The following is a 23,750-nucleotide window of genomic DNA, read 5'->3' as shown; positions in this document are numbered from 1 at the left end:
GCGTTACTTGATTGCTTGCGTGTCAGTTCAGGACGCCAGGCCCAGCGCGCGTTTCACCGGGCCAAAGCTGCGCCGGTATTGCTCGATTACGCCATGTTCCAGCAGCTTTTGCAGATGAAAAGCGGTGGGATAACCTTTATGTTGCGCAAAGCCGTACTGCGGGAACTCCCGGTCCAGTACGGCCATTTCAGCATCGCGCGTCACTTTAGCCAGAATAGACGCGGCGCTGATTTCCGCCACTCGGCTGTCGCCTTTGACGACCGCCAGTGACGGCATCGGCAGCGGCGGACAGCGGTTACCATCAATAAGAACAAACTCAGGGGAAACGCGCAAACCGGCAACGGCGCGCTGCATGGCCAGCATGGTCGCGTGCAAAATATTCAGCTCATCGATTTCATGCGGCTCAGCGCGACCGAGGCTCCAGCACAGCGCTTTTTCTTTGATCTCGTCAAATAGCGCAAGGCGGCGTTTTTCGCTTAGCTTTTTTGAGTCGTTAAGACCGACGATCGGCTTTGCCGGATCGAGAATAACCGCGGCGGTCACCACCGCGCCAACCAGCGGGCCGCGTCCGACTTCATCGACTCCCGCAACCAGATGGGTATGCGGATATACGAATTCCATCATTTTGCTAACTCCAGTACGGCATCCGCCGCCTGCTCATCAGCGTTGCAGCGGATCTGCTGATGCAGCGCGCGGAAGGTTTCATGCATATCGTGGCTGGTTTTTCCGTCGGCCAGCAGCGGCTTCAGCGCCTCGGCCAGCGCCTGCGGCTGGCATTCATCCTGCAGCAGTTCTTTAACCAGTTCGCGCCCGGCCAGTAAATTCGGCAACGACACATAGTCGGTCTTCACCAGCCGTTTCGCCAGCCAGAAGGTAAACGGCTTCATCCGATAGCCGACAACCATCGGACACTTAGCCAGCATACACTCCAGCGCAGCCGTGCCGGAGGCCAGCAGCGCGGCATCGCTGGCGATCATCGCGTCGCGCGCCCGGCCGTCGAGCAGGTGGACGGCAAGATCCGGCGCCGTTTCCGCTTTGATGCGCTCGAACTGTTCCCGCCGCTTCGCGTTGACCAGCGGGACAACCACTTCCAGGTCAGGATAATGGTCTCGCAGGAGCTGCGCCGTTTTCAGAAAATCAGCGCTGAGCATCTCAACTTCCGCCCCGCGGCTTCCCGGCAGCAGCGCCAGGCAATGCACGTTACGATCGATCCCCAGACGGTCGCGCGCAGCGCCTTTATCCGGGTCCAGCGGCATCGCATCCGCCATCGTGTGGCCAATAAACCGGCAGGGAACGTTGAATTTATCATAAAACGCTTTTTCGAAAGGCAGAAATGCCAGTACCAGATCGGTGGATCTGCCAATTTTGAAAACGCGTTTTTGCCGCCATGCCCACACCGAGGGGCTGACGTAATGGATGGTTTTGATACCCTGCTTCTTCAGATTACCTTCGAGGGTGATATTGAAGTCAGGCGCATCAATGCCGACGAATACGTCTGGCTTAAGCTCGGTCAATCGACGGGTGAGATCGGCGCGAATATGCAGCAGACGGCGCAGGCGACCCAGCACTTCCACAACGCCCATCACCGCCAGCTCTTCCATCTCATACCAGGCTTCGCAGCCTTCCGCCTGCATCAACGGCCCGGCAACGCCGACAAAGCGGGCATCAGGTATGCGGGCTTTGAGCGCGCGGATAAGACCGGCACCAAGAATATCGCCGGAGGTTTCTCCGGCGACCAGGGCAATCGTCAGGGGACGCAATTCAGCCATTAACGAATCAGGCCGCGCGTGGAGCGGGCAAAAAAGTCGGTAAAGGTCTGCACTTCGGGATACTGCGCCGCCAGCTCGGCAATTTCAGCTTTCGCTTCGTCCAGCGTTTTACCGCTGCGGTACAGCAGCTTATACGCGTTACGAATCGCAGTGATCGCCTCACGGCTGAAGCCGCGGCGTTTCAACCCTTCGATGTTGACGCCAAACGGCGTCGCGTGGTTGCCCTGCGCAATCACGAACGGCGGAACGTCCTGCGCTACGCCGGAGCAGCCGCCCACCATCACGTGTGCGCCAATAATGCAGAACTGATGCACGGCGGTCATGCCGCCGATGATAACAAAATCATCCAGCGAAACGTGGCCCGCAAGGGTCGCGTTATTGGCCAGAATACAGCGGTCGCCCAGCGTACAATCGTGCGCCACGTGGGCGTTGATCATCAGCAGGTTATCGCTGCCCACCTTCGTTAATCCACCGCCCTGTACTGTGCCACGATGAATGGTGACGCTTTCGCGGATGCGGTTGCGATCGCCAATTTCCACGCGGGTCGGTTCGCCAGCATATTTCAGATCCTGGTTAACTTCGCCGATGGAAGCGAACTGATAGATCTCGTTATCGCGGCCAATTTTGGTATGGCCGTTGATGACAACGTGAGATTTCAGTACGGTACCTTCGCCGATTTCGACGTTAGCACCAACAATACAAAACGGGCCAACGTGGACGTTAGCGCCAATAACGGCGCCTTCTTCTACAATGGCGGAAGGATGAATAAAGGCGGTTTTATCAATCACGTATCAGGCCTCCCGGCTACGGGCACACATCATCGTTGCTTCGCAAACCACTTTTCCGTCAACGGTTGCAACGCCTTTAAAGCGAGTCAGACCGCGGCGGGTTTTTTCAAAAGTGACTTCCATAATCATCTGATCGCCAGGCACGACCGGACGTTTGAAACGCGCTTCGTCAATCCCGGCAAAATAATACAGCTCGCCCGGTTCCAGTTTTCCAACGCTTTTGAATGCCAGAATGCCGGTGGCCTGGGCCATAGCTTCGAGAATCAATACGCCCGGTAAAATCGGCTTACCAGGGAAATGCCCCTGGAAAAACGGCTCATTTACAGAAACATTTTTAACTGCGCGTAGAAAACGACCTTCTTCAAAATCCAGCACGCGATCGACCAGCAGGAACGGGTATCGGTGAGGCAGAAGTTCCAGAATCTCTTCAATGTGCAGAGTATGAGTGTCAGTAGTCAAAATACTCTTCCTGTCTAAATATCCTAAAAGGCAATAATAACACGGCCTGCGGCAATCTCATGAATGCAACAGGCCGAAAATTTAATGTGGCTGGACGCAGCACTAATCTTGTTGATTAACCTTGCGCTCAATGGCTTTGAGGCGCTTGCTCATATCATCAATATTCAGTACCAGCGCAGCGGTCTTACGCCAGACCTTATTCGGCTGCAGCGGGATACCTGAAGAGTAAACCCCTGGCTCGGTGATAGGACGCATAACCATTCCCATCCCCGTGACGGTGACTTTATCGCAGATTTCCATATGGCCGTTGATCACGCTGGCTCCGCCAATCATGCAGTAGCGGCCGATCTTCAGGCTGCCCGCCATGATCACGCCGCCAGCAACCGCGGTGTTGTCGCCAATCACCACGTTGTGCGCAATTTGACACTGGTTATCAATAATCACGCCGTTACCGATGACGGTGTCGTCCAGCGCACCACGGTCGATGGTCGTACAGGCGCCAATCTCCACGCGATCGCCAATAATCACGCGACCCAGCTGTGGGATCTTAACCCAGTTGCCGCGATCGTTCGCGTAGCCGAAGCCATCTGCGCCAATCACCGTGCTGGACTGGATCAGGCAATTCTCGCCGATCTCAATGTCGTGGTAAACGGTGACGTTGGCCCATAAACGCGAGCCGGCACCTATTTTCGTATTTTTCCCAACGAAGCAGCCCGCGCCGATAACCACGTTATCACCGAGGATGACGCCCGATTCAATCACGGCGTTGGGGCCAATCGCCACGTGGGTACCCAGCTTCGCCGTCGCATCGATGACCGCGCTGGGCGCGATATCCTGCGCCGGCTGCGGCGTGGTATCAAGAATTTGAGCCATGCGCGCGTAGGTCAGGTAGGGATTACGCACTACCAGCGCGGCGCTATGAGCAAAAGGTAAATCATCCTGCGTCATCACGACGGCAGATGCCTGGCAAGCGGCCAGGTGTTCACGGTACTTAGGATTTACCATGAAAGTAATATCGCCCGCTTGTGCGGACTGCATGGACGCAACGCCGGTGATGACGATATCGCCATCACCGTGTAATTCTGCATCCAACTGCTGGGCTAAATCAGCCAGTCGAATTGAAGGCATTACTTATTTAACCTGTTTCAGCACATCAGCGGTGATGTCTTTTACATCGCTGCTGTTGTATGCAACGGCATTAGAGTCAACAACCAGATCGATGCTCTGATCTTTAGCCACGCTCTGCACGGCGCTCTGAATACGAGTCACCAGCTTGCCGCGCTCTTCGTTAGAACGACGTGCACGATCCTGTTCGAAAGACTGCGCTTTCTGGGAGAAAGTCTGGCGCTGAGCCATCACGTCTTTTTCCAGTTTGGTACGGTCAGAGCCCGCTTTCATGGACTGCAGACGCTGCATTTTAGACTGCAGGTCGCCTTCCATACGCTGCAGCTCGCTCGCGCGGCCTTTAAACTCGTTTTCCAGCGTGTTAGAAACGCCTGTTTTCTGGGCAACCTGTTGGAAGAGGCTGTTCATGTTAACCATTGCAATTTTATCTGCCGCCTGAGCGGAAGTTACCATTGCTAAACCCAGACCTGCAGCTAATAACCACTTTTTCACAATTAACTCCTTACCATCCCATGAGTACCCAGGGGTACCGTTATTTGCGTGGCCAGGCGATAACCTCGGTTATCGCCAATAGTCAGCGCTATACTGCAACTGCACTTACATTCCATTGTAGCCAATACCATTACCAGGTTTTACCGATGTTAAACTGGAACTGTTCGGCTTTGTCTCCATCGTACTTTTTAAACGGCTGAGCGTAGGAGAATACCAACGGACCTAACGGCGACATCCACTGTACTGCGATACCCGCAGACATACGGATATTGCTTGGATCGCTGTAGTCCGGGTAACCACCATATGCGGCTGAATCCCAGTGAGTATCCCACACGGTACCCATATCCCAGAAGACGGAAGTACGGACCGAGTTCGCATATTTATCGCTAATAAACGGCGTCGGGGTGATCAGCTCAAGGCTGGCAACCGCCATGGCGTTACCGCCCACCGCATCATCAGACTTACACGGTGCGGACTCGCTGCTCTTACATTCGTTATCGTAGCTGCTGTCGTCGTCATGACGGCTGCTGGCCGGGAAATAAACCGCTTTCGGACCGATAGTATTGGACTGGAAGCCACGCACGGTGCTTGAACCACCGGCATAGAAGTTCTCATAGAACGGCATCTCTTTACCGCCCAGACCATCGCCATAACCAAAGCGGGTACGACCCAACATCACCCATTTATGATCGTCATCGATAGGTACATAGGTCGCGGTATCGAGCGTCGCTTTGTAGTATTCGTTATCCGATCCCGGAATCGTCACTTTACCGTTCAGGTTGACGCGTGAGCCTTCGGTCGGGAAGAAGCCACGGTCGAGCTTGTTATACGTCCAGCCGTAGTTGAAGGTGAAGTCGTCAGCGCTGAACGAGTTTCTGTCGTTGGTGTTGTCCGGATACTGCCCCATCGAATTCAGATAACGCCACATGGATACCTGAGGCTGCATGTTGGATAGCTTGTTATGCACATAGCCCAGGCCCGCGCGCAGCGTATTGTATTCGTTAACCGGGAAGCCCAGCGTGATGTCTGTACCATAGCTTTTGTTGGTATAGTCAGACAGGTCCGCATCGTTAGCGTCGAAGTCGTTATAGAAAACACGACCGCCGAGGCTGACGCCATCCACGGTAAAGTACGGGTTCGTCACCGACAGTTCAGTATAGGTCTGATAGTCGTTTTTGGTGCCGTTAATCCCAACGGAATAGCCGGTACCGAGCCAGTTATCCTGCTGAACGCCGGCCTGGAAGCTGACGCCGCTTTCCGTACCGTAACCAACGCCGAAGTTAAAGCTACCGGTGTTACGCTCTTTAACCTTATAGACCACGTCAACCTGATCCGGGCTGCCCGGAACGCGCTGCGTATCGGTATCAACCGTTTCAAAGTAGCCTAAACGGTTCAGACGATCTTTCCCCTGATCGACCAGGTCGCTGCCCAGCCAGGCGCCTTCCATCTGACGCATTTCGCGACGCAGAACGGCATCTTTCGAGGTGTCGTTGCCTTCGAAGCGAATTTTACGCACGTAGTAGCGGTTACCCGCATCGACGTTCACGTGCAGCTTCACGGTCTTATCGCTATCGCTGATTTCCGGCTGGGACTGAACGCGCGGATAGGCATAGCCGTAGCGACCGAGGAGTTTCTTAATGTCATTCTCCATTTTGGTCACTTTGGTGCCGTTATACAGCTCGCCCGGCTCCACTTTGGTCAGCGCTTCGATTTCTGCCGAATGCCCAGCCAGGTCACCCGTCACCTGCACACCAGAAAGCTTGTACTGATCGCCTTCGGTAATGTTGATGGTGATGTAGATCCCTTTTTTATCCGGCGTCAGGCTAACCTGCGTGGAGTCAATGTTGAAACGAGCATAGCCGCGATCCAGATAGTAGCTGCGCAGCGTTTCAAGATCTCCCGCCAGCTTCTGTTTCTGATATTTACGATCGCCCACCACGTTCCACCATGGCACTTCATCGCGCAGCTGGAAGGTAGAAATGAGTTCATCGGTGCTGAATGCGTGGTTGCCAACGATATTGATCTGCTGGATTTTCGCCGAGACGCCTTCCTGGAATACCAGCTTCAGGTCGACACGGTTACGCGGCAGCGGCGTCACGACAGCTTTAACGCTGGCGCTGTACTTACCGACGCTGTAGTAGAAATCCTCCAGCCCCTTTTCGATATCAGCCAGCGTGGTGCGATCGAGGGATTCCCCTACGCGCACGCCGGATGCCTCAAGGTTTTGCTTGAGCATGTCATCTTTCACCGACTTGTTACCGGAGAAAGTGATGCTGGCAATCGTTGGACGCTCTTTCACCTGCACCAGCAGGGTATCACCATCGCGCAGTACGCGGACGTCCTCAAAGTTGCCGGTGGCAAACAGAGCACGGATGGTGTTACTGATATCATCATCGGTTACGGTATCGCCAGGACGCACTGGCATACTGAGGAGGGCCGCACCAACAGCGACTCGCTGAAGGCCTTCGAAATGAATGTCCTTCACCACGAACCCGTCAGCACCGTATACGGTTGCGCTGCTAAACAGCAGCGACGCTATGAGCAACTTTTTCATCGCCATCGTTATTATGCGTTCTTCCTAACAAACTCTCTTACAACCGAGAGAAATCATTGAAAAGTGCAAGCCCCATTAACAGCACCAGCAATATTGAGCCAATGCGATAACTAAAGTCTTGAACTCGCTCGGATACCGGCCCGCCTTTCAGCTTTTCAATCGCCAAAAACAGCAGATGTCCCCCGTCGAGAACGGGAAGCGGGAACAGGTTGATTATGCCGAGGTTCACGCTGATCAGCGCAAGGAACATCAGATAGTAAATCAACCCAAATTCCGCTGACATCCCAGCCCCCTGGGCGATAGAAATCGGCCCGCTGAGGTTGTTCAGTTTGACATCACCGGTTATCAATTTGCCCAGCATTCGGACCGTTAACGACATCAGCTGCCAGGTTTTATCCGTGGCTTCAGCGATGGCGGCAAACGGCCCGTACTGACGCACTGTCTTATATTCATCAGGCAGCGGGATGACCTTAGGTACGACCCCTGCAAACCCCTCCGCTTTGCCTTTGGTAGACTTCGTATCCGGCGTCAAGGTCACCGACAGGGGGCTACCCTGCCGCTCGATGTCCAGAACTAATGCCCTACCCGGATTATCACGCACCAGATTAACAAACGTCATCCACTGCGTTAACGGTTGACCATCGACTTTAACGATCCTGTCGCCCGCTTGCAAACCCGCCTTCTGCGCCGCCGAGTCAGATTGTACTTCAGCCAGGACGGTATCAATCTGCGCGCTGCGAGGCTGAATGCCCAACGAGGCAACCGGATCTTGTTTATCCGGCTCAAACGCCCAGTGCTGCAGATCGAGGATTTTATCCTGACGTTGATTGGTCCCGAAAGGGGCGACCGTAACTATTGTTTGCCGATCGCCTATCTTCGCCACCAGCGCCATACGTACTGCATCCCAATCAGGCGTTTCGATGCCATCTATCGCTTTAAGTTCCGTTCCTTTTGCAATTTGTGCTTGCGCGGCGATCGAGTTGGGCGTTATGTCGCCAACGACCGGACGCACGCCTGGCACGCCGATAATAAACACCAGCCAGTAGGCAAAAATGGCAAAAAGGAAGTTCGCGATTGGCCCCGCGGCAATAACGGCGGCGCGCTGGCCGACGGTTTTGTTGTTAAACGCGGAGTGACGCATCTCTGGCGCCACGGGCTCAACGCGTTCGTCGAGCATTTTGACATAACCGCCCAGCGGAATAAGGGCGATAATAAATTCCGTTCCTTGCTTATCAAAACGGCGCCACAGCGCTTTGCCAAAGCCGATTGAGAAACGCTCAACGCGGATACCGCAGCGGCGAGCAACCCAGAAATGGCCAAACTCATGGACGGTGATCAACACGCCCAGCGCAATAATAAAAGCAGCCAAATTCCAGAGAACGCTCAGCATAAAACCTTCCGTCAAATCGTCCTGAAAACCAACAAGAGTAGGCAAGCAAACACGGGCACCGCGGCCGTCAGGCTATCGATACGATCGAGGATACCGCCGTGTCCGGGAATCAGATTTCCGCTATCTTTAATGCCAGCTTCGCGTTTAAACATGCTTTCGGTCAGGTCGCCGAGTACCGAAGCCAGGGCCGCGACAATAGAACACACCAGCAGCACCATCGGCGTGACATTCAGATGGGCCCACCAGCCGTAAGCCCAGGAGATAACCGCTGCCGTTAACAGACCACCGAAAAAACCCTGCCAGGTTTTACCCGGAGAAACCTTCGGCGCCAGCTTATGCTTACCGAACATTTTTCCGAACATGTAAGCGCCGGAATCCGCGCCCCAGACCAGAATCATTACGTACAGCAACCACAGCGCACCGCTATAGTGGTCATCGGTATAATGCCAGGCCCGAAGCGCCAGCATGCCCCAAAAAAACGGCACGATGGTCAGGACGCCAAAAATCAGACGGAGCGTTTTTGAATTGCGCCAGAAAGCCGCTGAAGCGGGGTAAGTCAGCACTAAAAGCAGCGCGACGACCCACCAGCCTAATGATGCCCATAGCGCGCCCTCAACCAGCGGTTGATGAACGTCATAATGGTATTCCGGCATCAGGAATAGCATCAGCGCCAGCAGCAGACCGCAAAGCACTGACAGCCAGACTCTCTGGGTAGTTGAAGTGAAACCGCTAAATTGCCCCCACTCCCACGCGGCGAGCATACAGACGACTAGCGTAACGATGGCAAAACCCGCGGGCGGCAGTAAAAAAAGCGCCGCAATAACAACGGGTATTAAGACGAAAGCAGAAATCAGGCGATACTTCAGCAAAAGTGACCCCCATCAGGCATTGTTGCCGCCCGGCTCAGTGCCGCCGAAGCGACGCTCTCGATTAACAAAGGCATGGAGTGCACCTTCAAAGTCCTGTTCAGCGAAATCGGGCCAAAGAACATCCGTAAAGTAAAGTTCGGCATAGGCAATTTGCCAAATCAAAAAATTACTAATGCGATGCTCTCCCCCGGTCCTAATAACTAAATCTACGGGAGCCAGTTCATGCATGCAGACCTGCTGGCTCAGCATCTCTTCTGTGATTTGCTCGGGCTGAAGCACCCCGTCTTGCACCTGTTTGGCCAGATGACGAACGCCCTGGACGATATCCCAGCGGCCGCCGTAGTTCGCCGCAATATTCAGGGTCAAACCGGTGTTGTTCTCAGTCAGCGCCTCCGCTTTGCGAATACGCTCCTGGAGACGCGCATTGAAGCGCGTGGTCTCGCCGATAATACGCAGACGCACATTATGCCGGTGCAGACTTTTCACTTCGCTATCCAGCGCCCAGACAAACAGCTCCATCAGCGCGCTGACTTCCTGCGCCGGGCGATTCCAGTTTTCACTGCTGAACGCGTATAACGTCAACGCTTCAATACCATTATTCGCCGCGAAAGAGACGGCGCGACGAACAGATTTAGCGCCGGCTTTATGGCCAAAGGCGCGGATCTTTCCTTGCCGTTTTGCCCAACGCCCGTTGCCATCCATAATAATGGCCACATGACGACAGCCATGCGCAGGCAACATTTCGCTGACAGTTTGATTAGCAGACAACATAACGCGTTTTAAGTCCATAATAAGGATTAGCTAAGCTACTAAACACGGGCCACCGGTCAGCGCTGGATACGCATTTTTATCCGGTGCCGGAGCTACGGCCAATCGCAGAGAACAACCAAAAGCTTTACGCAAAAAAGCCGTGTCTTGCCACGGCCACCGTAATCTTTCACACCAAAATGCAACGATCGGATGGCGCAGACTATATCACTGAAGCACAGCGCCCACAAATATCACAACGCGTATCAGAATTTGCGCCACGCCGTCAGGAGCTGGCCTGCGCTTACCCGGGCCATCGCATCAATAGCCAGCACTTCATCAATACTTTGCGGCTCATTTAACGCCTGTTGATCCAGCACCGCCTGATTTATCGCCGCAATATCGGTAAAGCGAATATCCCCGTTCAGAAACGCCGCGACCGAAACTTCATTTGCCGCATTCAGCGCCGTGGTCGCCGCCTGGCCGACATCAAAAGCCTCCATGGCCAGCTTCAGACAGGGGTAACGGCCGTAATCCGGCGCCGAGAAGCTCAGAGTGCTCAACTGACAGAAATCCAGCGGTTTCACGCCAGAATTAAGGCGTTTTGGCCAGCCCATCGTGTGGGCAATCGGCGTACGCATATCCGGCTCGCCGAGCTGCGCCAGGACGCTGCCATCCTGATAACGTACCATCGAGTGAATCACCGATTGCGGATGGATCAGGACTTCCATCTGCTGCGCCGAGGCGTTGAACAGCCAGCGGGCTTCGATATACTCCAGCCCTTTGTTCATCATGGTGGCCGAATCGACAGATATTTTGCGCCCCATCGACCAGTTTGGATGCTTGCATGCCCGATCGGGGGTCATCGCCGCCAGTTCAGAAATCGCCGTTTCCCGGAAGGGACCGCCGGAGCCGGTGAGCAGAATCGACGCCACGCCGTTCTGGGTTAAATCAGCGTATCCCAGATTATGTTGAATTGTTTCCGGCATACTCTGAAAAATCGCATTATGCTCGCTATCAACCGGCAACAATCGTGCGCCGTACTGCTGCACGGCATCCATAAACAGACGGCCACAGGTCACCAGCGACTCTTTGTTCGCCAGCAGCACCGTTTTACCCGCACGAATGGCTGAGAGCGTCGGCACCAGGCCTGCTGCGCCGACAATCGCCGCCATCACCTGCTCGACCTCGTCGAGCGCCGCCACTTCTGCCGCCGCCTGCTGGCCGCTCATGACTTCCGTTCGGCTGCCCTGCTCGCGCAGTTGCGCACGCAGCAGCTCCGCGCTGTGCGCATCGTCCATTACCGCGTAACGAGGGGAGAATTCCAGACATTGTTCAACCATACGGTCGACATTTTTCCCGGCGACCAGCGCGGTGATAGAAAAGCTATCAGGATTATGGCGCACCACATCCAGCGTGCTGCAGCCGATAGAACCGGTCGAACCAAGAATGGTTAATTGCTTCATGAGGCGTCCAGAATAATGAAGACAGGATAAAAAGCAAAACGCCGCCAGCAAACCCTTATGCATCAATTATCGGTTGACAGAGCGGAGGCGCAAGGCCTTTGACATGGCGCCAAAGGCTACAAGGCCAGCCGTCTAAACGCAATCCCGAAAATTGAGCGTACGGTCTCCTGTACGGCGTTTCAGATTTTACGCAGGCCGATCGTGAGACCTGCGTGTCGGCAGAGAATCAGAACTGCATCAGTTCCGCTTCTTTATCCGCCAGCGCCGCATCAACTTTCTTGATAGCAGCATCAGTCATTTTCTGCACATCTTCCTGAGAGCGGCGATCGTCATCTTCGCTGATCTCTTTCTCTTTCAGCAGCGCTTTGACTTTGTCGTTGGCATCGCGACGAACGTTACGTACGGCAACGCGCGCCTGTTCAGCTTCGCCACGCACGATTTTGGTCAGATCTTTACGACGCTCTTCGGTCAGCGGCGGCAGCGGAACGCGGATATCGCTGCCCGCAGAGCTTGGGTTCAGACCGAGATCGGAAGCCATAATCGCTTTTTCAACGGCCGGGCTCATGGAGCGATCGAAGACGTTGATCTTCAGCGTGCGGGAGTCTTCTACCGTTACGCTAGCCAGCTGACGCAGCGGGGTCGGCGTGCCGTAGTATTCCACGATAATGCCATCCAGCAGGCTGGGAGAAGCACGACCCGTGCGTATTTTGCTGATTTGGGTTTTGAACGCTTCAACGCATTTGTCCATGCGTACTTCAGCATCTTTTCTGATATCGCTAATCACGTTACGAATCCTTGAAAACTTGTCTCAGACAGACCAGACGGTCGCCCACTGCAAAAGTGAGCTAAGTATAGTCATGTTTATGCTCAGCGTCTTTCAGGCTGCGGGTCAGCCGCAGCATTCCGTCCACAGAGCATGTTGAAAACCATCGGGTCAAAAACCCGAAAAAGTAAGGCCGAATATTACCCGTATTTGACGCTGACGGGAATTACTCAGTAATTAATGTGCCTTCTTTTTCACCCATCACCACGCGGCGCAGCGCGCCAGGCTTATTCATATTGAATACGCGAATCGGCAGTTTGTGGTCACGCGCCAGGGTAAAGGCCGCAAGATCCATCACTTTCAGCTCTTTATCCAGTACTTCGCTGTAGGTCAGCTGATCGTACATCGTTGCGGAAGGATCTTTGGCCGGGTCAGCGGTAAATACACCGTCGACTTTGGTGGCTTTCAGTACCACATCGGCTTCAATTTCAATGCCGCGCAGGCAGGCAGCGGAATCGGTGGTAAAGAATGGGTTGCCGGTACCCGCGGAAAGAATCACCACGCGGTTGTTACGCAGCAGGCTGATAGCTTCCGCCCAGCTGTAGTTATCGCACACGCCATTCAGCGGAATCGCTGACATCAGGCGGGCGTTCACATAGGCGCGATGAAGTGCATCACGCATTGCAAGGCCGTTCATGACCGTTGCCAGCATGCCCATGTGGTCGCCCACAACGCGGTTCATACCCGCTTTCGCCAGACCAGCACCACGGAAAAGGTTACCGCCACCAATCACTACGCCAACCTGAATACCCAGCTCAACCAGTTCTTTGATTTCCTGAGCCATGCGGTCAAGTATGCTCGCATCAATACCGAAGCCTTCTGAACCTTGCAGAGCTTCGCCACTTAACTTAAGCAGAATACGTTTGTAGACGGGTTTTGCATTGGTAGCCATGTTTCTTTCCTGAGACTGTCAACGAATGAGATGAATTAATTCTGGCGACATTGTACGTCGCTTTTCAGCGTGCCCACTATAGCGGTTGGCTGAATTTACACATTAGGCGCAAAAAGAAGCCGCCCTCAGGCGGCTCCTTTTGAAAATTAAGACTGCTTGGACATCGCAGCAACTTCTGCTGCAAAGTCAGTCTCAACTTTCTCAATGCCTTCGCCCACTTCAAAGCGGATGAAGCCAGTCACGTCAGCGTTGTGCTCTTTCAGCAGCTGAGCAACGGATTTGCTCGGGTCCATAACGAACGGCTGACCGGTCAGAGAAACTTCGCCGGTGAATTTCTTCATGCGGCCTTCAACCATTTTCTCTGCGATTTCTTTCGGCTTGCCAGACTGCATGGCGATGTCCAGCTGAACCTGGTACTCTTTTTCCACCACTTCAGCGGAAACGTCTTCCGGCTTAACGAATTCAGGCTTGCTTGCAGCGATGTGCATAGCGAGCTGTTTAACCAGCTCTTCGCTCGCGCCTTTAGCGGCAACCAGAACACCGATACGCGCGCCGTGCTGGTAAGAGCCCAGAACTTCGCCTTCCAGGGAAGAAACGCGACGGATGTTGATGTTCTCACCGATTTTAGCAACCAGCGCAACGCGTTCTTCTTCGAACTGTGCTTTCAGAACTTCAACGTCGGTGATTTTGCCTGCAACAGCTGCATCCAGAACTTTGTTAGCAAATGCCTGGAAGCCACCATCTTTAGCCACGAAGTCAGTCTGGCAGTTAACTTCCAGAATGATGCCGTAGGTGCCATCGATTTTAGTGATGATCACGCCGTCAGCGGCAACGTTGCCCGCTTTTTTCGCTGCTTTAATAGCACCGGATTTACGCATGTTTTCGATTGCCAGCTCGATGTCGCCGTTCGCTTCAGTCAGCGCTTTTTTGCAATCCATCATGCCTGCGCCAGTACGCTCGCGCAGCTCTTTTACCAGGGATGCGGTAATTTCAGCCATTCTTTATTCCTCGGGAGATGTGATCGGCCCGGTTCCAGGAACCAGACAGATTTGAAAGTGAAAAAGGGGCCGCTAAGAGGCCCCTATTTATACACGGTACTAAATAAGGGTATGCCTTATTATTCAGCTTCTACGAAGCTTTCTTCCGCCTGAGAAGCCAGATCCTGAGAACGGCCTTCACGAACGGTAGCAGCAACAGCGCTCAGGTACAGGCTAACTGCACGGATTGCGTCGTCGTTACCCGGGATAACGAAGTCAACGCCGTCCGGATCGGAGTTAGTATCAACGATAGCAAATACCGGAATACCCAGGTTGTTTGCTTCTTTGATTGCGATGTGCTCGTGGTCAGCGTCGATAACGAACAGCGCGTCCGGCAGGCCGCCCATGTCTTTGATACCGCCCAGGCTGTTTTCCAGCTTGTCCAGCTCACGAGTGCGCATCAGCGCTTCTTTCTTGGTCAGCTTGTCGAAAGTACCGTCCTGGGACTGAGTTTCCAGGTCTTTCAGACGTTTGATAGACTGACGAACGGTTTTCCAGTTAGTCAGCATACCGCCCAGCCAGCGATGGTTCACGAAGAACTGGTCGCAGCTGTTAGCAGCGTCTTTTACCGCTTCGCTTGCAGCGCGCTTAGTACCAACGAAAAGGATTTTGCCTTTGCGAGAAGAGATCTTGTTCAGTTCAGCCAGAGCTTCGTTGAACATCGGTACAGTTTTCTCAAGGTTGATGATGTGAACTTTGTTACGCGCGCCGAAGATGAAAGGCTTCATTTTCGGGTTCCAGTAACGGGTCTGGTGACCAAAGTGAACACCAGCCTTGAGCATGTCGCGCATGGAAACAGTTGCCATGTTTAAAACCTCTATAGATAAAAGTTGGGGTTATGCCTCCACGTATCCCATATTACCGACCCCAAAGGGCACCCCGGAATATGTGCCGATACGTGTGTGTTGTTACACAAAGTGAGATTTGTCGCTTCAGTCCATCTTGTGTATCTGAGAATGGAACAGAAGTCCGGCGCGCTTTATACCACAAAACAGGACCAGACACCAACTGTTGTTGACGTCGCGTGCTGCTAATGATTCTCAATTTGGCAGCAGGACGCCCGGACTGTTAACATTGTTCAGACATAATCTATTATTGTCGAAAAAATCGACACTGCTGGACACAATCCATGGCTATTTCTATCAAGACATCTGAAGACATCGAAAAAATGCGCGTTGCCGGCCGCCTGGCCGCTGAAGTGCTGGAAATGATCGAACCCTACGTAAAACCGGGCGTCAGCACCGGCGAACTGGATCGCATCTGCAACGATTATATCGTTAACGAACAAAAAGCCGTATCCGCCTGCCTGGGCTACCACGGCTTCCCGAAATCCGTCTGCATCTCTATTAATGAAGTGGTGTGCCACGGGATCCCGGACGACGGCAAGCTGCTGAAAGATGGCGATATCGTCAACATTGACGTCACCGTCATTAAAGATGATTTCCACGGTGACACCTCGAAGATGTTTATCGTCGGTAAACCGACCATTCTGGGCGAGCGCCTGTGCCGCATTACCCAGGAAAGCCTCTATCTGGCCCTGAAAATGGTCAAACCGGGCGTTAATCTGCGCGCTATCGGCGCGGCTATCCAGAAATACGTCGAAGCGGAAGGTTTCTCCGTCGTGCGCGAGTACTGCGGCCACGGTATCGGCCGCGGTTTCCATGAAGAACCGCAGGTGCTGCATTACGACTCTCCGGAAACCAACGTGGTGCTCAAACCCGGCATGACCTTTACCATTGAACCGATGGTCAACGCGGGTAAAAAAGAGATCCGCAGTATGAAAGACGGCTGGACGGTAAAAACCAAAGACCGGAGCTTGTCTGCGCAGTATGAGCATACTATTGTGGTGACAGACAGCGGCTGCGAAATACTGACGTTACGCAAGGATGACACCATCCCGGCGATAATCTCGCACAACGAATGATGAAAAGCCGGCGCCAGCCGGCTTTTTTATGACGGGCACCCTGTGGGCCGCCGCAAGCGACGTTAAAAATCGCTCCCGGCGATTTTTTATGACGGGCGTCCTGCCCGTCACCCTATGGGCCGCCGCAAGCGACGTTAAAAATCGCTCCCGGCGATTTTTTATGGGCGATAGTTTTTTATTATGGTGGCGCGATGAGCAACTCTTTATCTGATACTGTCTCCCCTGCCCTGGCCGACCAGCCGGCGAATCCGGGCTGCTGGCCGCAGAGCGACTTCAACTGCGCGGCTATCAAGGCGCACATCGACGCTTTTCAGCGCTGGCTGGGCGAAGCGTTTGACCACGGCATCGCCGCAGAGAGATTGATTGAGGCGCGCACCGAATTTATCGATCAGCTGCTTCAGCGGCTATGGGTCGAGTACGGGTTCGGGTCGATGAACGACATCGCGCTGGTCGCCGTCGGCGGTTACGGCCGCGGCGAACTGCACCCGCTTTCCGATATCGACCTGCTTATCCTGAGCCGTAAAAAGCTGCCCGATGAGCAGGCGCAGAAGGTCGGCGAGCTGCTGACGCTGCTGTGGGATATCAAGCTGGAAGTCGGCCACAGCGTGCGCACCCTCGAAGAGTGCCTGCTGGAGGGGCTGTCGGACCTCAGCGTCGCCACTAACCTGATTGAATCGCGTCTGCTTATTGGCGACGTCGCGCTGTTCCTTGAACTGCAAAAACATATATTCAGCGACGGCTTCTGGCCATCGGAAAAGTTCTTTGCGGCAAAAGTCGAAGAGCAGAATGTACGCCATCAGCGCTATCACGGGACCAGCTATAACCTCGAGCCGGACGTGAAAAGCAGCCCCGGCGGCCTGCGCGATATTCACACCCTGCAGTGGATCGCGCGCCGCCATTTCGGCGCCACCTCGCTTGATGAAATGGTCGGCTTCGGCTTCCTGACCGAAGCCGAGCGCAACGAGCTTAACGAATGCCTGCATCAGCTGTGGCGCATTCGCTTTGCGCTGCATCTGGAGCTCAACCGCTACGATAATCGCCTGCTGTTCGACAGGCAGTTCAGCGTCGCCCGTCGCCTGCGTTACGAAGGCGAAAGCAACCAGCCGATCGAGCATATGATGAAGGATTTCTTTCGCGTCACCCGCCGGGTGAGCGAGCTGAACCAAATGCTGATCCAGCTGTTCGAAGAGGCGATTCTGGCGCTCACCGAAGATGAGAAGCCGCGGCCGATTGACGATGATTTTCAGCTGCGCGGCACGCTAATCGATCTGCGCGATGACACGCTGTTCATCCGCGAACCGCAGGCGATTCTGCGCATGTTCTTTATGATGGTGCGTAACAGCAGCATTACCGGCATCTACTCCACCACGCTTCGCCACCTGCGCCACGCCCGTCGTCATCTGACGCAGCCGCTTTGCTATATTCCGGAAGCGCGGACCCTGTTCCTCAGCATGCTGCGCCATCAGGGCGCGGTCAGCCGGGGGCTGCTGCCGATGCACCGCCATAGCGTGCTGTGGGCCTATATGCCGCAATGGTCGCATATTGTCGGTCAGATGCAATTTGACCTGTTTCACGCCTATACCGTTGATGAACACACGATCCGCGTGCTGCTTAAGCTTGAGAGCTTCGCCAAAGAAGAGACCCGCAGCCGCCATCCGCTGTGCGTTGAACTGTGGCCGCGCCTGACGCATCCGGAGCTGATCCTTATCGCCGCCCTCTTCCACGATATCGCGAAAGGACGCGGCGGCGACCATTCGATTCTCGGCGCGCAGGACGTGCTGAAATTCGCCGAGCTTCACGGTCTTAACTCGCGCGAAACCCAGCTGGTGGCGTGGCTGGTGCGTCATCATCTGCTGATGTCGGTCACCGCCCAGCGTCGCGATATTCAGGATCCGGAAGTGATCAAGCAGTTTGCCGAAGAGGTGCAAACGGAGAACCGTCTGCACTACCTGGTTTGCCTGACCGTCGCCGATATCTGCGCCACCAACGAAAACCTGTGGAACAGCTGGAAGCAGAGCCTGCTGCGCGAGCTCTATTTCGCCACCGAAAAACAGCTGCGCCGGGGGATGCAAAACACGCCGGATATGCGCGAGCGGGTGCGTCACCACCAGCTACAGGCGCTGGCGCTGCTGCGGATGGAAAATATTAATGAACAGGCGCTGCACCAAATCTGGAACCGCTGCCGCGCCAACTACTTTGTGCGCCATACGCCAAACCAGCTCGCCTGGCACGCGCGTAATCTGCTGCAGCACGATCTCAGCAAACCGATGATCCTGCTCAGTTCCCACGCCTCGCGCGGGGGCACCGAGATCTTCATCTGGAGTCCGGATCGTCCTTACCTCTTCGCCGCCGTTTGCGGCGAGCTGGATCGACGTAATCTTAGCGTTCACGATGCGCAGATCTTCACCACCCGCGACGGCATGGCGATGGATACCTTTATTGTTCTTGAGCCGGACGGCAGCCCGCTTTCCGCCGACAGGCACGAAATGATCCGCGTGGGCCTGGAACAGACCATCAGCCAGCGCAGCTGGCAGCCGCCGGCGCCCCGTCGTCAGGCGGCGAAGCTGAGGCATTTTTCCGTGCCGACGGAGGTGAATTTCCTGCCGACGCATACCGACCGGAAATCCTTTCTTGAGCTGATTGCTCTCGACCAGCCGGGTCTGTTAGCGCGCGTCGGCCAGGTGTTTGCCGACCTCGGAATTTCGCTCCACGGCGCGCGAATTACGACAATTGGTGAGCGAGTAGAAGATTTATTTATAATCGCCACCGCAGACCGGCGCGCCCTTAATAATGAGCTACAGCAAGAAGTGCAACAACGGTTGACAGAGGCCCTCAATCCAAACGATAAAGGGTAACGTATTTTTTTAAGTAAATGGAAAGAGTAAACAATGCAGCAATTACAGAACGTTATTGAGTCCGCTTTTGAGCGTCGCGCCGACATCACGCCGGCAAACGTGGATACCGTAACCCGCGAAGCGGTTAACCAGGTGATTTCTCTGCTTGATTCCGGCGCGCTGCGTGTCGCTGAAAAAGTTGACGGCCAGTGGGTCACCCATCAGTGGCTGAAGAAAGCGGTTCTGCTCTCTTTCCGTATTAACGATAACCAGGTTATCGATGGTGCGGAAAGCCGCTACTTCGATAAAGTCCCAATGAAGTTCGCGGATTATGATGAAGCGCGTTTCCAGAAAGAAGGTTTCCGCGTCGTTCCGCCGGCGGCCGTTCGTCAGGGGGCGTATATCGCTCGCAACACGGTTCTGATGCCGTCCTATGTGAACATCGGCGCCTACGTTGACGAAGGTTCGATGGTTGATACCTGGGCGACCGTGGGTTCCTGCGCGCAGATCGGCAAAAACGTCCACCTGTCCGGCGGCGTCGGCATCGGTGGCGTACTGGAGCCGCTGCAGGCTAACCCGACCATTATCGAAGATAACTGCTTTATCGGCGCGCGTTCGGAAGTCGTTGAAGGCGTCATCGTCGAAGAGGGTTCCGTTATCTCCATGGGCGTATACCTCGGCCAGAGCACCAAAATCTACGACCGCGAAACCGGTGAAGTCTTCTACGGCCGCGTTCCGGCGGGATCCGTCGTCGTCTCCGGCAACCTGCCGTCAAAAGATGGCAAGTACAGCTTGTACTGCGCGGTTATCGTCAAAAAAGTCGATGCCAAAACCCGCGGCAAGGTTGGAATCAACGAACTTCTGCGTACCATCGACTAAGCAGCATGAAAAGCGGGAGGCATCCCGCTTTTTTTATATATTGAGCTGGCGAAGATGGATTTTTTCGTTAATTATTCAAAGATTACGATGATATCAAAGGTACCGTTATGTACGATAATCTGAAAAGTCTTGGTATTACCAATCCTGATGAAATCGATCGCTATAGCCTGCGGCAGGAAGCCAACAACGACATTCTGAAAATCTACTTTCAGAAGGATAAAGGCGAGTTCTTCGCCAAGAGCGTCAAGTTCAAATATCCGCGTCAGCGCAAAACCGTTGTCGCCGACGGCGTGGGCCAGGGATATAAAGAAGTCCAGGAGATTAGCCCTAATCTACGCTATATCATCGACGAGCTGGATCAAATCTGTCAGCGCGATCGCACCGAAATCGATCTGAAACGTAAGATCCTCGACGATCTGCGTCACCTCGAAAGCGTGGTGACGAATAAGATCAGCGAAATCGAATCCGATCTGGAAAAACTGACCCGCAATAAGTAAGCCTGATACGGGCCAGATGCTGGCCCTGTTTCTCTCTGCCTCATCCTCTTTTTTCTCACTCACCCCCACCGGCAGCATCAGCGAATATCAGCTATTCCTCTCTGATATCATTTCATCTCATATCCCTATCTGCATGAATGACATAATAAAATAAGTCGCTGTATGTTCAATTTCCACCTGAAAGGAGATCATACGATGACACAGGAAATTGAACAAAAATTTTATACCCTACAATCTGCGCCCTGGCTGGATAAGACCGGCTTTGAAAAAGGACGGCAGCACGATCGCCAGCCGCTGGGCTTTATTCTGCCCGCCAATACGCCGCTGCACATTCGCCAACCGGATATCAGCAACGGCAACTCGATTCTGCGCCTGCTTTGCAATGATACCGCGCTAGAAAGCACCAGCACGATCGCCACCGGCTGGAAAACGGTCAGCGCCACGGTCGACACCGTTCCTTTTGTCGATACGCTGTTTACCGACCAGTCCAGCGAATTCACCGTCATCTACCAGCAACCTGTCGCAACTAAACCGCTGCCGTGCTGGAAAGCAGGACAATCTGAGGATGAATTTTTCCTCAGCTGGGAGAAAAATCAATCCGCACTCGCGCTGCTTGATTTAGATGTGATTAACCTGCTGCTGCCCTACGCCGACCGCGATAATGCGATGAAAGCGGGCTTATCCTCGCTACACGCTTATTACACCCACCTTTTCAAATGCTATAACGACTGGGCTGGGCTAAGCGATCGCCCGGATGCGCCGTGGAACCAGGATGTCGCCAACCGCTACTTTGTGCGGGCAGATAAACACGGCGTCGGCGCAGCCTATTATCACCCCTGGTGGTGCGCACATACATCATCAACGTTAGGTGAAGGCTGGCTGGATAACGTTGCGACGCAGTGGGTTATTCTTCATGAAATTGCGCACGGGTATCAGGGCAAATTTATGCAGGACACCACTCTGCCCGTCAATGAGGTGTGGAACAATATTTACGCCGCTTTCTATCAGCAGCTTACCCTGAGCCAGGATAATCATCTCTATGTGGATGGCTGGCTCTATAACTATGGTCAGCAGGCCGTACAGGAACTCCAGCTGATGACCTATATAAAAGACCAGACGCCGGTCGCCAGCTGGGGCCTGCGTCCGCGCCTGCAGTTCCTGATGCTGATGTTGCTAAAAGCAGGAACCAAAGCCTTCAGCGCCTTTAACCAGAACTATCGTGAACTGGCCAACGGCGATAGCTTCCGGCCGTCCGATTATCAGCTTATCGATATGTTGGCTACCGCCATTGCCGCCGCCGCAGGGTATGATGTCACGCCGTTTATCGAGCTATGCGGCTTAACGCTGGAAATTACCACTAAGGGAGATATCGCCGCGCTGGCGGCAAAACCGCTCTATCCGCTATATCTTTTCCTTCCGCAAAGCGAATGGGATAGCGCGCGGCGGCAGCTGGGGCTGGACTCCTTCGTGTGGCTGGTGGATAACAGCGAACTGGCGGCATTAGGCAAAACGGGGACGCTATCCCTGACGTTCAATATCGACCAGCTGGAACAAATTTACGGGCGAACGCTGACGATTAAAGATAATTGTGGCACGCATTATTCACTGGTTGTTAATGATGACACGTTGATCCTGAATGATATTCCAGTCGGCGTTTACCAGATCGATCCTCCGAAAGGCCGTTCACAAAAATATCGTCCGGATATCAGCTATCTCGTCGTAAAAGAAGGGGCAAATGCGGCTACCATCAACTACACCCGACAACGCGATACCCGCGGGCGTAACGTGACAATGAGCTTTTTAGGTATTGGCGACACGCCGTTTGCATATCTGGATATCGATTTCGAAAATCAGCAGCTTACGCTGAATATTACCAGCGCCACGCCGCACAACAACTACCCTGACGCGCTCTATGCCGGCGTATGCGTACTTTCCGCCAGCGGCGAAAAAGTCTTTGAGCGCAATATGAACGGCACAAACTGCGCCACCGGTAAGGTGATTATTCCCTTCGGCCCTCACTATCACTTGTATATTACTCACGTCGAGCCGGGACGTCTGAAAGCCTCCCCGGAGTATTTACCGCTGATCGCGGGCGAGAAATGCCAGCTGATGCGTATTGATGAGAGTGGGCTTTACAACTTTATCCTCGATAATAATCCGGCGGAAGATTTACTGGCTATTTTCGAGCATGACGCTCAGGCGATGCGTAACCAGCCCTCGCTATTAGCGCAGGAAGAGAGCGTATGTAAAAACGATCTCTGGCTGATGCTCTCCCATATTGAAGAGCCCCAGCGCAGCAGGCTGCTTAAAGAGTATGCCGATGTCCTGCCTCAGGATAATAGTGAACCGGGCGAGTTGACGGGCAAGAGCGTGACCCTCAATCTCAGAGGACAGGGCAACAAAGATTTTTGCCAGATCGTTATCGATAATCAACAGCACGCCATGATGGTCACCACCCGTACCGGCGCGCCGCACCCGTATTATGTCTCCCATACCTACGCCAGCATTACGGTAACCGGGGCGGACGAAACGGTGGTTTATCACCGCAGCTATGCCGGAGCGACCAACAACCTGGCAAACAGCGAAACTATCGCCCTCGCTGAAAACATGATCATTGAGGTTTTCCATGATGAGCCATTCCGCTCCAGCGCCAGCAATGATACGACGCATCGCGCCATTACGCTGAAGCAGCACAACCGCTGGCGGGTAGTGAAGGATGGGCTGGAGACCTGTTCGCTGGTGCCAGACCCGGAGGATAAAGAAACTACGGATGCTGAGGACGAGGCTACAGAGCTGTATGGCGATCTCTTCTGCTGGCAGCTACTTGGCAATGATAATATTCGTTTTGCGACGATGGAGATGGATATTGGCCGCGGCGCGCTCACCTTTACCGCCAGCCCCGTGGTGCCGAATAAGCACTTTACGACGGCCTATGCCGCGGTGAATATCTACAATACGCGCGGCTCGGTGGTTTATCGCCAGTCCATTAAAGGCTCATCGCAGCTTGGCGACTATATAGATACGGCAATACTTGATGAGGGCTATATCATCGAAGTCTTCCATGCCGAAGCCGGCGATCGCTCCGTCATTATCAACCCACAAAACGGTAACGCCTGGCCACAGCCTCATACCGTCTCCTGGCAAGTCACGGCCCGCGGACTGCAGCGCCTGTAATTGCCGTCCCCGCTCCCGCCGCAGGCGGGAG

General features: G+C 54.2%; 20 protein-coding genes. 5 read left to right on the top strand and 15 right to left on the bottom strand.

Going from position 1 to position 23,750, the window contains the following annotated elements:
* Positions 1-27: 27 nt before the first annotated feature.
* From rnhB to rpsB, 15 genes are all read right to left on the bottom strand, one after another.
* Positions 28-624, bottom strand: coding sequence for a ribonuclease HII (gene rnhB / locus CDA56_RS06310; protein WP_014228005.1), 597 nt, complete (start codon positions 622-624; stop codon positions 28-30).
* Positions 621-1,769 (bottom strand): lipid-A-disaccharide synthase, encoded by a 1,149-nt coding sequence (gene lpxB / locus CDA56_RS06305; protein ID WP_102803164.1) that lies wholly within the window; start codon positions 1,767-1,769, stop codon positions 621-623. Before lpxB ends, rnhB begins: the two co-directional genes overlap by 4 nt.
* Complete coding sequence (gene lpxA / locus CDA56_RS06300; RefSeq protein WP_004098763.1) at positions 1,769-2,557, bottom strand: acyl-ACP--UDP-N-acetylglucosamine O-acyltransferase; 789 nt, start codon at positions 2,555-2,557, stop codon at positions 1,769-1,771. Before lpxA ends, lpxB begins: the two co-directional genes overlap by 1 nt.
* A gap of 3 nt (positions 2,558-2,560) precedes the next feature.
* A complete protein-coding gene (fabZ, locus tag CDA56_RS06295; protein WP_004098761.1) occupies positions 2,561-3,016 on the bottom strand; it encodes a 3-hydroxyacyl-ACP dehydratase FabZ in 456 nt (151 codons plus the stop codon).
* Between the two features lie 102 nt (positions 3,017-3,118).
* The gene (gene lpxD, locus CDA56_RS06290; RefSeq protein ID WP_014837448.1) at positions 3,119-4,144 is read right to left on the bottom strand and encodes a UDP-3-O-(3-hydroxymyristoyl)glucosamine N-acyltransferase; all 1,026 of its coding nucleotides are present in this window, start codon (positions 4,142-4,144) and stop codon (positions 3,119-3,121) included.
* Between the two features lie 3 nt (positions 4,145-4,147).
* The gene (gene skp, locus CDA56_RS06285; RefSeq protein WP_004098757.1) at positions 4,148-4,633 is read right to left on the bottom strand and encodes a molecular chaperone Skp; all 486 of its coding nucleotides are present in this window, start codon (positions 4,631-4,633) and stop codon (positions 4,148-4,150) included.
* A gap of 130 nt (positions 4,634-4,763) precedes the next feature.
* A complete protein-coding gene (gene bamA / locus CDA56_RS06280) occupies positions 4,764-7,193 on the bottom strand; it encodes an outer membrane protein assembly factor BamA (RefSeq protein ID WP_014228002.1) in 2,430 nt (809 codons plus the stop codon).
* Between the two features lie 31 nt (positions 7,194-7,224).
* Positions 7,225-8,577: a sigma E protease regulator RseP gene (gene rseP / locus CDA56_RS06275; RefSeq protein ID WP_014228001.1), complete on the bottom strand. Its 1,353-nt coding sequence runs from the start codon at positions 8,575-8,577 to the stop codon at positions 7,225-7,227.
* Between the two features lie 11 nt (positions 8,578-8,588).
* A complete protein-coding gene (cdsA, locus tag CDA56_RS06270; protein ID WP_014228000.1) occupies positions 8,589-9,446 on the bottom strand; it encodes a phosphatidate cytidylyltransferase in 858 nt (285 codons plus the stop codon).
* 12 nt (positions 9,447-9,458) lie between these two features.
* Complete coding sequence (gene ispU, locus CDA56_RS06265) at positions 9,459-10,217, bottom strand: (2E,6E)-farnesyl-diphosphate-specific ditrans,polycis-undecaprenyl-diphosphate synthase (RefSeq protein ID WP_004098751.1); 759 nt, start codon at positions 10,215-10,217, stop codon at positions 9,459-9,461.
* Positions 10,218-10,459: 242 nt separating this feature from the next.
* A complete protein-coding gene (ispC, locus tag CDA56_RS06255; protein ID WP_057173044.1) occupies positions 10,460-11,659 on the bottom strand; it encodes a 1-deoxy-D-xylulose-5-phosphate reductoisomerase in 1,200 nt (399 codons plus the stop codon).
* A gap of 226 nt (positions 11,660-11,885) precedes the next feature.
* On the bottom strand, positions 11,886-12,443 hold the full coding sequence (gene frr, locus CDA56_RS06250; protein WP_004098748.1) for a ribosome recycling factor: 558 nt from the start codon (positions 12,441-12,443) through the stop codon (positions 11,886-11,888).
* A 205-nt stretch (positions 12,444-12,648) separates the two neighbouring features.
* Complete coding sequence (pyrH, locus tag CDA56_RS06245) at positions 12,649-13,374, bottom strand: UMP kinase (protein ID WP_004098747.1); 726 nt, start codon at positions 13,372-13,374, stop codon at positions 12,649-12,651.
* A gap of 146 nt (positions 13,375-13,520) precedes the next feature.
* Positions 13,521-14,372: a translation elongation factor Ts gene (tsf, locus tag CDA56_RS06240; RefSeq protein ID WP_004098746.1), complete on the bottom strand. Its 852-nt coding sequence runs from the start codon at positions 14,370-14,372 to the stop codon at positions 13,521-13,523.
* A gap of 119 nt (positions 14,373-14,491) precedes the next feature.
* On the bottom strand, positions 14,492-15,217 hold the full coding sequence (rpsB, locus tag CDA56_RS06235) for a 30S ribosomal protein S2 (RefSeq protein WP_003856207.1): 726 nt from the start codon (positions 15,215-15,217) through the stop codon (positions 14,492-14,494).
* Positions 15,218-15,540: 323 nt separating this feature from the next.
* On the opposite strand from rpsB, the gene map reads away from it, so the two are divergent.
* The 5 genes from map to CDA56_RS06205 all read left to right on the top strand — a co-directional run bounded on the left by map (position 15,541) and on the right by CDA56_RS06205 (position 23,719).
* Positions 15,541-16,335: a type I methionyl aminopeptidase gene (gene map, locus CDA56_RS06230; protein WP_004098745.1), complete on the top strand. Its 795-nt coding sequence runs from the start codon at positions 15,541-15,543 to the stop codon at positions 16,333-16,335.
* A 191-nt stretch (positions 16,336-16,526) separates the two neighbouring features.
* Positions 16,527-19,190, top strand: coding sequence for a bifunctional uridylyltransferase/uridylyl-removing protein GlnD (glnD, locus tag CDA56_RS06220; protein WP_046878565.1), 2,664 nt, complete (start codon positions 16,527-16,529; stop codon positions 19,188-19,190).
* Positions 19,191-19,223: 33 nt separating this feature from the next.
* Positions 19,224-20,048: a 2,3,4,5-tetrahydropyridine-2,6-dicarboxylate N-succinyltransferase gene (dapD, locus tag CDA56_RS06215; protein ID WP_004098743.1), complete on the top strand. Its 825-nt coding sequence runs from the start codon at positions 19,224-19,226 to the stop codon at positions 20,046-20,048.
* A 107-nt stretch (positions 20,049-20,155) separates the two neighbouring features.
* Positions 20,156-20,545 (top strand): DUF3461 family protein, encoded by a 390-nt coding sequence (locus CDA56_RS06210; protein WP_004098742.1) that lies wholly within the window; start codon positions 20,156-20,158, stop codon positions 20,543-20,545.
* Positions 20,546-20,740: 195 nt separating this feature from the next.
* The gene (locus CDA56_RS06205; protein ID WP_103814174.1) at positions 20,741-23,719 is read left to right on the top strand and encodes a putative mucin/carbohydrate-binding domain-containing protein; all 2,979 of its coding nucleotides are present in this window, start codon (positions 20,741-20,743) and stop codon (positions 23,717-23,719) included.
* The last annotated feature ends 31 nt before the right edge of the window (positions 23,720-23,750 follow it).

The sequence above is a fragment of the Klebsiella michiganensis genome, from assembly GCF_002925905.1.
Classification (GTDB): Bacteria; Pseudomonadota; Gammaproteobacteria; order Enterobacterales; family Enterobacteriaceae; genus Klebsiella; species Klebsiella michiganensis.
The sequence above is the reverse complement of the archived record's forward strand: the minus strand, read 5'-3'. Positions and strand labels throughout refer to the sequence as shown.

Excerpts from the sequence above, each read along its gene's own strand:
- ispU (WP_004098751.1), bottom strand. The coding sequence starts at position 10,217 with ATGTTGTCTGCTAATCAAACTGTCAGCGAAATGTTGCCTGCGCATGGC.
- lpxD (WP_014837448.1), bottom strand. The coding sequence starts at position 4,144 with ATGCCTTCAATTCGACTGGCTGATTTAGCCCAGCAGTTGGATGCAGAA.
- rseP (WP_014228001.1), bottom strand. The coding sequence starts at position 8,577 with ATGCTGAGCGTTCTCTGGAATTTGGCTGCTTTTATTATTGCGCTGGGC.
- CDA56_RS06210 (WP_004098742.1), top strand. The coding sequence starts at position 20,156 with ATGTACGATAATCTGAAAAGTCTTGGTATTACCAATCCTGATGAAATC.
- lpxB (WP_102803164.1), bottom strand. The coding sequence starts at position 1,769 with ATGGCTGAATTGCGTCCCCTGACGATTGCCCTGGTCGCCGGAGAAACC.
- map (WP_004098745.1), top strand. The coding sequence starts at position 15,541 with ATGGCTATTTCTATCAAGACATCTGAAGACATCGAAAAAATGCGCGTT.
- CDA56_RS06205 (WP_103814174.1), top strand. The coding sequence starts at position 20,741 with ATGACACAGGAAATTGAACAAAAATTTTATACCCTACAATCTGCGCCC.
- rnhB (WP_014228005.1), bottom strand. The coding sequence starts at position 624 with ATGATGGAATTCGTATATCCGCATACCCATCTGGTTGCGGGAGTCGAT.
- ispC (WP_057173044.1), bottom strand. The coding sequence starts at position 11,659 with ATGAAGCAATTAACCATTCTTGGTTCGACCGGTTCTATCGGCTGCAGC.
- pyrH (WP_004098747.1), bottom strand. The coding sequence starts at position 13,374 with ATGGCTACCAATGCAAAACCCGTCTACAAACGTATTCTGCTTAAGTTA.
- glnD (WP_046878565.1), top strand. The coding sequence starts at position 16,527 with ATGAGCAACTCTTTATCTGATACTGTCTCCCCTGCCCTGGCCGACCAG.
- tsf (WP_004098746.1), bottom strand. The coding sequence starts at position 14,372 with ATGGCTGAAATTACCGCATCCCTGGTAAAAGAGCTGCGCGAGCGTACT.
- rpsB (WP_003856207.1), bottom strand. The coding sequence starts at position 15,217 with ATGGCAACTGTTTCCATGCGCGACATGCTCAAGGCTGGTGTTCACTTT.
- bamA (WP_014228002.1), bottom strand. The coding sequence starts at position 7,193 with ATGGCGATGAAAAAGTTGCTCATAGCGTCGCTGCTGTTTAGCAGCGCA.
- dapD (WP_004098743.1), top strand. The coding sequence starts at position 19,224 with ATGCAGCAATTACAGAACGTTATTGAGTCCGCTTTTGAGCGTCGCGCC.